Raw genomic sequence first — 12,587 nt, 5'->3', positions numbered from 1 at the left:
GATTTTTATGTATGATGTAGCAATAATAGGGGCGGGAATTGTTGGGACTTTTATAGCCAGAGAATTGTCAAGATATGATTTAGAAATTGTGCTTATAGAAAGAGAAAACGATATATCAAATGGTTGTACAAAAGCAAATACTGGCATAGTTCATGCTGGCTATGATGCAAAACCTGGGACCAATATGGCTAAATTCAATGTGAAGGGCAATCCTATGTTTGACAAAGTCTGTGAGGAATTGGATGTGCCCTTCAAGAGAATAGGTTCATTGGTACTTGGTTTTGATGAGGAAGATGAGAGAACTATAGATGAATTGTATGAAAGAGGACAAAAAAATGGTGTGCCTCAATTAAAAATATTAAATAAAGAAGAAATAGAAAAATTAGAGCCCAATATCGGCAAAAAAGTGACAAAAGCTCTTTATGCACCTACAGCAGGTATTATAAGTCCTTGGGAATTGGCCATAGCTCTTGCAGAAAATGCAGTTGATAATGGAGTTGAATTGCTTTTAAACAACGAAGTGTTGAATATATCTAAAGTAGAAGAAGGATATCTTATAGAAACTACAGAAAAGAAGCTTAATGCAAAGTATATTATAAACTGTGGAGGAGTATATGGAGATAAGATAAATAGCATGGTATCTAATGAGAAATTTGATATAATACCTAAAAATGGTCAATACTTTGTCCTTGATAAAAGTGTAGGAGACATGGTTAACACGGTGATTTTTCAATGTCCAAAGTCTTATGGAAAAGGAGTAGTAGTCACTCCTACTGTTCATGGGAATTTGATGATTGGTCCGGACAATGAAATAGCAGAATCAAAAGAATCAAAAGAAACTTCAAAAGATAGATTAAATGAGATAAAGAAAGTTGCACAAAAGAGCGTAGAGGGAATACCTTTTGGCAAGAATATCACCAATTTCACTGGAATTAGAAACGAACCTAGTACAGAAGATTTCATAATTGGGGAAGCAATAGACGCTAAGGGATTCATAAATGTAGCAGGAATAAAATCTCCAGGACTTACGTCTTCACCAGCTATTGCAGAGTATGTAGTAGAACTTTTAAAAGAGATATCAGGAGGATTAAAAGAAAAAGAGAATTTCAACTCTAAAAGGAGAAAAGTCATAAGATTTAATGAGTTAAGTGATGAAGAAAAAAATGAGTTGATAAAAAAAGATCCAAGGTATGGAAGAATTATCTGTAGATGTGAAAGTATAACTGAGGGTGAAATAGTAGATTGTATCCATAGAAATGCAGGAGCTACTACTGTAGATGGAGTCAAGAAAAGAACTAGACCGGGTACAGGAAGATGCCAAGGTGGATTTTGTTCTCCAAGAGTCATGGAAATATTAGCAAGAGAATTAAATAAAGATATGACTGAAATAGTTAAAGATGGAGTGGATTCATATATTTTAATCGGACAAACAAAGGAAGTTTAAGAAAGGGGTGATTTTGGTGGATTATGATATTGTAGTCATTGGAGGAGGGCCAGCTGGACTTGCAGCGGCCATTGAAGCAAAAAAAGAAGGGATAGAAAATATCCTTGTCATAGAAAGAGATAAAGAACTTGGAGGAATACTTAAGCAATGTATTCACAATGGTTTTGGACTTCATGTATTTAAAGAAGAACTTACAGGGTCTCAATATGCAGAACGATTTATAAATGAATTGAAGAAAATGGGAATTGAATATAAATTAGATACTATGGTTTTAGATATAAACAAAGATAAAACTATTAGTTCTATAAATGGAATTGATGGATTTATAAATATAAATGCAAAGGCAATAGTTCTTGCTATGGGCTGTAGAGAAAGACCAAGAGGAGCTATATCGATTTCAGGAACAAGACCAGCAGGAATATTTACAGCTGGTACTGCTCAAAGATTTATAAATATAGAAGGATATCAAGTAGGCAAAAAAGTAGTCATACTTGGTTCAGGAGATATAGGTCTTATCATGGCTAGAAGGCTTATGCTGGAAGGAGCCGAAGTAGAAGCGGTAGTAGAAATAATGCCTTATTCCAGTGGACTAAATAGAAATATTGTACAATGTCTACATGATTTTGATATTCCTCTTTTATTAAACCATACAGTTATAGAGATAAAGGGAAAAGATAGAATAGAAGGGGTTGTAGTTGCAGAAGTTGATGAAAATAAAAATCCTGTAATTGGTACAGAACGCTATTATGAATGTGACACATTGCTTCTTTCAGTAGGACTTATTCCCGAAAATGAACTTTCTACTAAGGCAGAAGTAGAAATTCATCCAGTGACAGGAGGACCAGTAGTCAATGAGTCCATGGAAACTAGTGTCAGTGGAATATTTGCCTGTGGAAATGTAGTTCATGTCCATGATTTAGTAGACAATGTGACTATGGAAAGTTTGAAAGCAGGAAAATATGCTGCAAAATATGTAAAAGGTGAATTAAAAGAAGATGATAGGACAATTGAAACAATTCCTGGAGAAGGAATTAGATATATAGTGCCTCAAAAGATAAGAGTAGAAAATGTAGAAGATGATATAAGTTTATTCATGAGAGTCACAGGTATATATAAAAATTCTAAATTAGTTGTAAAGAAAAATGACACTGTATTAAAAGAAATAAAAAAGATACAATTAACCCCTGGAGAAATGGAAGAGATAATACTAGATAGGGAAATGCTCAAATGTAAAGATATAGACAATTTGACAGTGTATGTGGAAAGCGAGGTGTAGGATATGGAACAATATGAAAAGACATGTATAGTATGTCCAAGGGGATGTAGGCTCACTATAACCAAAGATGATACAAAGGAATGGGGATATATTGTAGAAGGGAATACCTGCAAAAGAGGAGAAGAATATGGAATAAAAGAAGTCACAAATCCTACCAGAGTTTTGACAAGCACTGTAAAATTGAAAAATAGTTCTCATAAGAGACTACCTGTAGTCACCAAAGGAAGCATACCCAAAGGAAAAATGTTTGATTGTATGAAAGTCATAAACAAAGTTGAAATAGAACCTCCTATTAGAGAAGGAGATATCGTCATTGAAAATATTTTAAATACAGGTGTAGACCTTATATCTGCACGAAGCATAGGGAGTGTTGTTGATTTCAAACCTTAGTCATTTAGACTAGGGTTTTTTATTTCCACTTATTTGATATACATATTTTTCAATGAATGTTTATTTTAGAGACAATATAGTATATAATAAAAATATAAAACAGACAACTTTGCTTCGGATGGTGAAAGATGAGATTGGGAAAAATGGCTTATAAAAATACAAAACAGGAGGTGAATACTATGGATAATGAAGAAAAATTATTTGAACTGATGACTAAAATGTATAATGAAATGCAAAAAGAATTTGCAAATTTTAGAGGCGAAATGCAAGAAGAATTTAAGAATGTAAGAGGCGAAATGCAAGAAGGCTTTAAAGAAGTAAATGGACGAATTGATAATGTTGAAGTTGAGATGAAAGATTTTAGAAAAGAAACAACAGATAAATTTAAAGAAGTAAACGGACGAATTGATAATGTTGAAGTTGAAGTAAAAGATTTTAGAAAAGAAACAAATGAAAGATTTGATAGACTTGAAAATAAAATGGACGATATTGAAGTAAACAATGCTGATAGGCATGTGGAAATTACTGGGCAAATAGAAGATATGAAATCAGATCTCTCCAGAATAGAAATTAATACCGCTGACAACTGGAGGGATATTGCTAGAATAAAAGCTAAATAATATTTTTTTAAACCTTAGTCATTTAGGCTAGGGTTTTTTCATTATTTCCATTATAATAGTATGTATAAGAAAAGGGGACAAAAAGGACACAGGAGAACTGTCCCCTTGATAGGAAGGGTGAAGTAAATGAATTTTTTGGAAGGTTTAAATGACAAACAGAGGGAAGCGGTTTTACATACAGAAGGGCCACTACTTATATTGGCTGGAGCAGGTAGTGGAAAGACCAGGGTACTTACTCACAAAATAGCCTATATGATTGAAGAAAAGGGAGTTTTCCCGGGAAATATTTTGGCCATAACTTTTACAAATAAAGCTGCCAATGAAATGAAAGAGAGAGTTAGAAGTCTTGTTGGAGACAAGATAGATGATATATGGATAGGGACTTTTCACTCTATATGTGCGAGGATTTTAAGACGAGATATTGATAAGATAGGATACAATAGAAGTTTTGTCATATATGATACTGATGATCAAAAAACTGTCATAAAAGAGTGTATAAAAGAAAAAAATCTCAATACTGAAACATTTAAAGAAAAGTCTATATTGAGTACTATAAGTTCATTAAAAGATACTATGGTCAAACCAGATTCTTATATAAATGAAAATTATGGAGATTATTATAAAAGAAATATAGGAGAATTATATGCTCTATATGAGGAAAAACTCAAGAAGAACAATGCACTGGATTTTGATGATTTGATTTTGAAAGCTGTTGAATTACTAAGCAAAAAGCCTGAGATACTTGAATATTATCAAAAGAAATTCAGATATATTTATGTAGATGAGTACCAAGATACAAATGGCACTCAATATGAACTTGTTCATTTACTTTCTCAAAGGTACAAGAATTTATGTGTTGTGGGGGATGATGATCAGTGTGTCGTTGAAGGTTCTAAAATTGCTACAGTAAATGGAGATATCTCTGTGGAAGAGTTAAAAGAATGCAATAAAATTTATTCAGCTGCTGGCAAGGGAGAAATTTTAGAAGGAACTATTGAGAAAATAATGAAGAAAAGGTATGAAGGGCCTGTAATAAAGATAAAAACTAAATCAGGAAAGATAATTAAAACTACCCCAAATCACATAATGTTTGGCAAACTTAATCCAGAACCAGGTGTTTACTATGTTTATTTGATGTATAGACTAGATAAAGGATATAGAATAGGTATGACTCAAGGAGTAAGGTCAAGGGACAAGGAGATAGTAAATGGACTTATGGTTAGATTAAATCAGGAACATGGAGATAAAGCCTGGATTATAAGAACATGTAAAAGCAAACAAGAAGCAGTATTTTATGAACAATTATTTTCTTTAAAGTATCAAATACCCACTTGTTGTTATCACGCAGTAGGTAGAAATTTAACTATGGATCAAAAGCATATAGATAGATTATTTGAGGGAATAGATACAAGGAATAATGTAGTAAAACTAATGGATGATTTGCTGCTGTTTGAAGAATATCCACATCATAGAGCAAATGCTATCATTAGGGGGCAGTCTATAAGACGAATTGTCAATTTAAGTTTTTTTAGTGGGAAAAAAAGTGGTATAGAATCAGGATGGTATAGCCATAAAATTTGTTTTAATACAAGTGGTGAAAATTTAAAAGAAAGGTTCATAGATTCAGGCTTTCCTACGAGAAATGGAAATAGGGAAACTTGGAGGGTAGAGACGGAAAGAGTAGGATATGATGAGGCAGTGGATTATGTAAAGAAAATTGAGGCCTTAGATGCAAATATAGAAGTTGTAAAAAGAGCTAGATTAACTGAAGATAATTATTTTAATTATATTCCTGCTTCTCATATAAGACCCAATATGAGTATTCCAGTATATGAAAATGGGAAAATAGTTGAAGATATAGTAAGTGAAACTTCGGTTGAAGAATATAGTGGATTTGTATATGATATTTCAGTTCCTAATTTTAGACAATATGTTTGTGAAGATATTGTAGTCCATAATTCGATTTACGGATGGAGAGGGGCAGATATAGGGAATATCTTGAATTTTGAGAGGGATTTTCCCAATACGAAAATAATTAAATTAGAACAAAATTATCGTTCTACTAAAAACATATTGAATGTAGCTAATTCTGTCATTAGAAACAACAATGAAAGAAAAGACAAGGCTCTTTGGACAACTAATAAGGAAGGAAATCCTATAGGTATAAATATGACTTTTGATGAACGTGAAGAAAGTAGTCTTGTAGCTGAAAAAATAATGGAATTGACAGATGAGGGGAAATGCAGGTATAGGGATTTTGCTATACTATATAGGACAAATGCTCAATCTAGAAATTTTGAGGAAGTTTTCATGAGAAGAAATATACCCTATAGAATTGTAGGGGGACTTAAGTTCTATGATAGAAAAGAAGTAAAGGATATCATTGCATATTTGAGACTTATTCAAAATCCATTGGATGATGTTTCTCTAAAGAGAATCATAAATGTTCCTAAAAGAGGAATAGGAAATGTGACATTGGAAAAGGTAGCGAAACATGCTCAAGGAAAAGGAGAAAGCCTTTATAGCACTCTTTTAGATATAGAAGATGTACAAGGTCTTTCACAAAGAGCAATGAACAATTTAAAAAAATTTACGGATATGATAAATAAATATATTGCTATGAGTCAAGTTATGGGCTTAAAGGATTTTATAGAGGAAGTAGTATATGGAACTGGATATATTAAAGAGCTGGAAGAAGAGAATAGCGTTGAATCTACCAGCAGAATAGAGAACTTGAAGGAATTTATTTCTGTTGCAGTAGATTTTGAGATGCAAAATGTAGATGGAAATTTGGAAGATTTCTTGGCCAATGTCTCCCTTCTTTCTGATACAGACAAGACAGCTGATGTAAATGAAGCTGTGACAATGATGACTGTCCACAGTGCCAAAGGATTAGAGTTTCCAGTAGTATTTTTGGTGGGTATGGAAGAAGGACTATTTCCTATTGCCAGAGCTATTGACAGTGAAAGTGAATTGGAAGAAGAAAGAAGACTATGCTATGTAGCTATAACAAGGGCTGAGGAGCAATTGTTTATTTCCTATGCAAATATGCGAACCATATATGGAAGTACTACTTATTCTGTACCTTCTAGATTTTTAAAAGAAATACCTTTGGAATATGTAGAGACTAATGACAAAAATAAAGAAATGACTAAAAAAGATGTAATTGTGAAAGAATTTACAAGAAGAGATACAAAGGCTCCTGATTTAAAAGACAACAAAGACGAGGTAAAAGTTGGGTCAAAAGTTAGACACAAATTGTGGGGAGTAGGTACGGTAGTTCAATTAAAAGACAAAGGGATGGATACAGAAGTAGTTGTTGCTTTTGAAGACAAAGGGTTAAAGAAGTTGCTACTTTCTATTGCTCCCATAGAAGTTATTTAAGGAGAGGATACTATGGATAATATAGAGAGAATGAAAGAACTTATAGATATCATAGAGGATTTAAATTATCATTATTATACATTAGACGATCCTAAATTAAGCGATGGGGAATATGACAAGATTTATTATGAATTGGTGGAGTTGGAAAAACAAACAGGAGTAGTACTACCTTATTCACCTACTCAAAGAGTAGGTGGAGAAATTCTTGAAAAATTTCAAAAGCATGTCCATTTGGGAAAACTATGGAGTCTAGATAAAAGTCAAAGCATAGGAGAACTAAAGAATTGGGACAAAAGAGTGAGAAAATTGATAGAGGAATACAATACTATCCATGAGGACAAATTGCCTGAACCTACTTATGTAGTAGAATACAAATTTGATGGGCTGACTATAAATCTTACCTATAAAAATGGAGAGCTTGTAGAAGGTGCTACAAGGGGAAATGGGGAAGTTGGAGAAGCCATACTTTCTCAAATAAAGACTATAAAGCCTATTCCACTTAAGATAGATTTTAAGGGGACAATTGAGATTCAAGGGGAAGGCCTCATGCCATTATCTGCTCTGGAAAAATACAACCAAATTCATGTTGAGCCTCTAAAAAATGCACGAAATGCTGCTGCAGGAGCTCTTAGAAATTTAGATCCAAAAGTTACAAAGGAAAGAAATCTTATAGGGTATTTTTACAATGTAGGATATATAGAAGGCAAAAAGTTTGAAACCCATATAGAAATGTTGGAATTTTTAAGAGAAAATAGGCTCCCAGTAAATAAATATTTAAAACTTTATGAAACAATTGATGAAGTAGTGGAGGAAATAGAAAGAGTAGATACTGAAAGAAAAAAACTTGATGTATTGACAGATGGAATAGTTATCAAAATAAATGATATGAGAACTAGAGAAATTCTTGGGTATACTCAAAAATTTCCTCGTTGGGCCATAGCCTATAAATTTGAAGCGGAAGAGACAACTACAAAACTATTAGAAGTTGAGTGGAATGTAGGAAGAACTGGGAAAGTAACTCCAACAGCCATTTTATCTCCTGTAGAAATTGGAGGAGTCACAGTCAAAAGGGCAACTTTAAACAACTGGGATGATATACAAAGAAAAAAAGTAAGTATAAATTCCAATGTATTAATCAGGCGTTCCAATGATGTCATACCAGAAATAATGGGCACTATGGATACGGAGGAAGAAACAGAAGAAATAAAGAAACCTGAATATTGTCCCTCTTGTGGCAGTGAACTTGTTCAAGATGGAGTTCATATATTTTGTCCAAATTCACTGACTTGTAAACCTCAACTTGTGTCTAGAATGGTACATTTTGCTAGTAGAGATGCTATGAATATTGAAGGATTCAATGAAAAAACAGCTGAAAAACTATTTGAGGAACTGGATTTGACTGATATACCCCAAATTTATGAACTAAAATATGAAGATCTCATAAATTTGGAAGGTTTCAAAGAAAAAAAGACTAACAATTTGCTTTCAGCTATTGAAAAGAGCAAGGAATGTACATTAGATTCTTTTATCTATGCGCTAGGCATACCCAATGTTGGCAAAAAAACTGCCAGAGATTTGGCCAATCATTTCAAATCTCTTGATAAAATTCTTGATGCCGAATATGAAGAACTCATAACTATTCCAGATGTAGGAGATGTTATAGCAAATAGCATCATAGAGTTTTTCCACGATTCAAAGATATTAGAGGGAATTGACAAGCTTTTATATGAAGGTGTCAATCCTCAATATGAAGAAAGTGAAACCCTTGAGGATACTTTCTTTAGTGGAAAGACTGTGGTTTTGACAGGAACTATAGAAGGGATTTCTAGAAATGAGTTAAAAGAGATTATAGAAAAAATGGGTGGTAAGGTATCAGGCAGTATCAGCAAGAAAACCGACTATGTTGTAGTAGGAGAAGACCCAGGTTCTAAATATGAAAAAGCATTGAGTTTAGGAATTGAAATAATAGATGAAAATAGGCTAAAAACCATTATTTGATTTTTTCGCTAAACAAGTGGTAAAATAAGAACATGACCTTGATTTCATAAGGTAAAGGAGGTTTTAAAATGATTTCAAAAGAAGATGTAAAGCATATAGCAAATCTTTCAAAGCTCAATTTCAATGAAGATGAGATGGAAGATTTTACAGTTAAGTTCTCTAAGATAATTGAATATGTAGAAAAGTTAAAAGAAGTAGATACAGAAAATATAGAGCCTACTTATCAAGTAAATCCAAATTATCAATTTATGAGAGAAGATGAAGTAAAAGAAAGCTTTAGTAGAGAAGAAGCTCTATTAAATGCTCCAGACAGTGAATATGGGTATTTTAAATTACCTAAAGTAATAGATTAGAGAGGTGAGTGTTTTGGATATAACTAGACTTTCAGCTGTAGAACTTAGAAAAAAGCTTTTAAATAGAGAAATATCTAGTATAGAAATTGTAGAAAGCTACTACAAGAATATAGAAGAAACTGAAAAAGACATAGATGCATTTATTACTTTGACCAAAGATGAAGCTCTCAGAACAGCAAGAAATATAGATGAGAAAATAGCCAACAATGAGGAAGTTGGATTGCTTGCAGGTATTCCAATAGCTGTTAAGGATAATATTGCAACTCGTGGTATAAAGACTACATGTGGTTCAAAGATATTGGAAAATTTTGTTTCTCCATATGATGCTACAGTAGTAGAAAAAATAAAAAGAGAAGACGCAATAATCATAGGAAAGACCAATATGGATGAATTTGCTATGGGTTCTTCTACAGAAACATCTTATTTCAAGAAAACTAAAAATCCTCATGATTTAGAAAGGGTCCCAGGAGGTTCAAGTGGTGGCTCTGCAGCAGCAGTAGCTGGATTTGAAGCACCACTATCATTAGGTTCAGAAACAGGAGGATCTGTAAGAGAACCAGCAAGTTTTTGCGGAGTTGTGGGACTTAAGCCTACATATGGACTTATATCCAGATATGGTCTTATAGCTTTTGCATCAAGCCTTGATCAGATAGGGCCTTTTGCCAGAAATGTAGAGGATACTGCACTATTGTTGAGTGTTTTGGCAGGATATGATGAAAAAGATTCTACATCTGTAGAAAATAAAAGCATAGATTATACAAAGGAACTTAATTCAAATGTAAAGGGAATGAAATTTGCACTACCTAAAGAATATTTTGGAGAAGGAATAGATGAAAAAGTCAAAGCAAAGGTATTAGAAGCAGTAGAGGTCTTAAAAGGCCTTGGAGCAGAAGTTGAAGAAATATCTTTGCCTTATACAGAATATGCTCTATCTTGTTATTATATAATATCTACATCAGAAGCTAGCTCCAATTTAGCCAGATTTGATGGTATAAGATATGGATACAGAGCTGAAAATTATAAAGACTTAGATGAATTGTATATAAATACTAGAAGTGAAGGATTTGGTGAAGAAGTAAAGAGAAGAATCATGCTTGGAACTTTTGCCTTAAGTAGTGGGTACTATGATGCCTATTACAACAAAGCTCAAAAGATTAGAACTCTTATAAAGAGAGATTTCGACAAAGCTTTTGAAAAATATGATGCCATAATTTCTCCAACAGCACCAATACTTCCATTTAAAATTGGAGAAAAAATAAATGATCCATTATCCATGTATATGTCAGATATTTTAACAGTTTCGGTCAATTTAGCAGGAGTTTGTGCTATATCGGTACCTTGTGGAAATTTAAATGGACTTCCAGTAGGACTTCAAATTATTGGAGATAGATTTAAAGAACAAAAAATTCTCAACATTGCCTATACTTATGAAAAAAATAGAGGTGAAGAAAATGACTTATAAAACTATTATTGGTCTTGAAATACATTCTGAACTCATGACAAAATCAAAAATATTTTGTAGCTGTACTACTGAATTTGGTGGAGAAGCAAATACTCACTGTTGTCCTGTATGTTTAGGTCTTCCAGGAGCACTTCCAGTTATAAATAAAAAAGTAGTTGAATATGGTATAAAAGCAGGACTTGCTTTCAATTCAAAAATTGCAAATGAAACTAAAATGGACAGAAAAAATTATTTTTATCCTGACTTAGTTAAAGGATATCAGATCTCTCAATATGATATTCCTCTTTGTGATGGAGGATATGTAGAGATAGAAAATGAAAATGAGCCTAAAAAAATAAGACTTAGAAGAATACACATAGAAGAAGATACAGGAAAATCAATTCACTCGGAAGATGGAGGAAGCCTTCTTGATTACAACAGAAGTGGTGTGCCTTTAATCGAGGTAGTCACAGAACCGGATATGAATTCTCCAGAAGAAGCAAGAGAATTTCTTGAAAAACTAAAAGCTACTTTAAGATATATAGAAGTTTCAGACTGTAAAATGGAAGAAGGTTCCCTTCGCTGTGATATAAATATAAATGTAGTTGATGAGGATACAGGAAAAAGGACTACTATTACAGAACTTAAAAATTTAAATTCTTTTAAGGCTGCTGTAAAAGCCATGGAATATGAAGAAAAGAGACATATCAACCTTTTAAAACAAGGAAAAGATGCTGTAAGGGAAACTAGAAGATGGGATGAACTAAAAAATGAAACTATAGTCATGAGAAGTAAGGAAGATGCTGCAGATTATAGATATTTTCCAGAACCTGATTTGGTTAAAATGAAGATAGAGGATGATTGGATTGAAGAAATAAGAAGTAAATTACCAGAACTTCCCCATGACAAAAAAGAAAGATTTATAAAACAATATGATATCCCAGAGTATGATGCAGGAGTACTTACTCAGACAAAAGAATTGGCAAATTTCTTTGAAGAAACAGTTAAATACGAAGTTGATCCCAAAAAAGCTAGCAATTGGATTATGGGAGACGTTTTAAGGTGGATAAAAGATGAAGATAAAGAAGTTGAAGAACTTAAACTTACTCCAAAGAATTTGGCTGAATTCATTTCTCTTATTGATGAAGGCAAAATAAGTAACAATATTGGGAAAAAAGTTATAAAAGACATGCTTGATACTGGGAAACCTGCAAATGATATTGTCAAAGAAAAAGGACTTATGCAGATAAGTGATGAAGGAGAACTAAAAAACATAGTAGAAAAGGTAATAGATGAAAATGAACAGTCTATAATAGATTATAGAAATGGAAAAGATAGAGCATTGGGATTTTTAGTAGGTCAGGTTATGAAAATGAGCAAAGGCAAGGCAAATCCACAACTTGTTAATAAAATGATACTTGAAATTATCTCCGAGAGATAATTTCAAGTATATATTACAATTTCTTAATAGAATATTAAAGCTTTTTTAATTGAAATAAAATGCAAAAGCGAGTAATATAATAAGAAAAAACAAAAGGTTATGCTATTTTAAAATTTCTGAATATTTAAATTAAAGAAGCTTTTTATAAGGGTTAACTCAAACTTCAGAAAATACTGAAGGAGGAAACCCTTTAATTAAATCCACAAAGTTATAGTTAAAGGGGGGAGGGCTATAGGCAAA

At 32.6% G+C, this 12,587-nt stretch carries 9 protein-coding genes; all 9 read left to right on the top strand.

Going from position 1 to position 12,587, the window contains the following annotated elements; all coding sequences use genetic code 11:
• Positions 1-7: 7 nt before the first annotated feature.
• Positions 8-1,444, top strand: coding sequence for an NAD(P)/FAD-dependent oxidoreductase (locus BUA21_RS00310; protein ID WP_072742541.1), 1,437 nt, complete (start codon positions 8-10; stop codon positions 1,442-1,444).
• Between the two features lie 13 nt (positions 1,445-1,457).
• Positions 1,458-2,720: an NAD(P)/FAD-dependent oxidoreductase gene (locus tag BUA21_RS00305; RefSeq protein WP_200796481.1), complete on the top strand. Its 1,263-nt coding sequence runs from the start codon at positions 1,458-1,460 to the stop codon at positions 2,718-2,720.
• 3 nt (positions 2,721-2,723) lie between these two features.
• Positions 2,724-3,110 carry a DUF1667 domain-containing protein gene (locus tag BUA21_RS00300; RefSeq protein WP_072742539.1) on the top strand — a complete coding sequence of 129 codons (387 nt, stop codon included), beginning with the start codon at positions 2,724-2,726 and terminating at the stop codon, positions 3,108-3,110.
• Between the two features lie 179 nt (positions 3,111-3,289).
• Positions 3,290-3,730 (top strand): hypothetical protein, encoded by a 441-nt coding sequence (locus tag BUA21_RS00295; RefSeq protein ID WP_072742538.1) that lies wholly within the window; start codon positions 3,290-3,292, stop codon positions 3,728-3,730.
• Between the two features lie 126 nt (positions 3,731-3,856).
• Positions 3,857-7,114 (top strand): UvrD-helicase domain-containing protein, encoded by a 3,258-nt coding sequence (locus BUA21_RS00290; RefSeq protein ID WP_072742537.1) that lies wholly within the window; start codon positions 3,857-3,859, stop codon positions 7,112-7,114.
• A 12-nt stretch (positions 7,115-7,126) separates the two neighbouring features.
• Positions 7,127-9,112 (top strand): NAD-dependent DNA ligase LigA, encoded by a 1,986-nt coding sequence (ligA, locus tag BUA21_RS00285; protein WP_072742536.1) that lies wholly within the window; start codon positions 7,127-7,129, stop codon positions 9,110-9,112.
• 68 nt (positions 9,113-9,180) lie between these two features.
• A complete protein-coding gene (gene gatC / locus BUA21_RS00280) occupies positions 9,181-9,465 on the top strand; it encodes an Asp-tRNA(Asn)/Glu-tRNA(Gln) amidotransferase subunit GatC (protein WP_072742535.1) in 285 nt (94 codons plus the stop codon).
• 13 nt (positions 9,466-9,478) lie between these two features.
• On the top strand, positions 9,479-10,927 hold the full coding sequence (gene gatA, locus BUA21_RS00275) for an Asp-tRNA(Asn)/Glu-tRNA(Gln) amidotransferase subunit GatA (RefSeq protein ID WP_072742534.1): 1,449 nt from the start codon (positions 9,479-9,481) through the stop codon (positions 10,925-10,927).
• A complete protein-coding gene (gatB, locus tag BUA21_RS00270) occupies positions 10,917-12,347 on the top strand; it encodes an Asp-tRNA(Asn)/Glu-tRNA(Gln) amidotransferase subunit GatB (RefSeq protein WP_072742911.1) in 1,431 nt (476 codons plus the stop codon). Before gatA ends, gatB begins: the two co-directional genes overlap by 11 nt.
• The last annotated feature ends 240 nt before the right edge of the window (positions 12,348-12,587 follow it).

The sequence above is a fragment of the Sporanaerobacter acetigenes DSM 13106 genome, assembly GCF_900130025.1.
GTDB lineage: Bacteria > Bacillota > Clostridia > Tissierellales > Sporanaerobacteraceae > Sporanaerobacter > Sporanaerobacter acetigenes.
The sequence above is the reverse complement of the archived record's forward strand: the minus strand, read 5'-3'. Positions and strand labels throughout refer to the sequence as shown.

Coding starts and splice junctions, on each gene's coding strand:
- BUA21_RS00310 (WP_072742541.1), top strand. CDS start 8: ATGTATGATGTAGCAATAATAGGGGCGGGAATTGTTGGGACTTTTATA.
- BUA21_RS00300 (WP_072742539.1), top strand. CDS start 2,724: ATGGAACAATATGAAAAGACATGTATAGTATGTCCAAGGGGATGTAGG.
- BUA21_RS00295 (WP_072742538.1), top strand. CDS start 3,290: ATGGATAATGAAGAAAAATTATTTGAACTGATGACTAAAATGTATAAT.
- BUA21_RS00290 (WP_072742537.1), top strand. CDS start 3,857: ATGAATTTTTTGGAAGGTTTAAATGACAAACAGAGGGAAGCGGTTTTA.
- ligA (WP_072742536.1), top strand. CDS start 7,127: ATGGATAATATAGAGAGAATGAAAGAACTTATAGATATCATAGAGGAT.
- gatC (WP_072742535.1), top strand. CDS start 9,181: ATGATTTCAAAAGAAGATGTAAAGCATATAGCAAATCTTTCAAAGCTC.
- gatB (WP_072742911.1), top strand. CDS start 10,917: ATGACTTATAAAACTATTATTGGTCTTGAAATACATTCTGAACTCATG.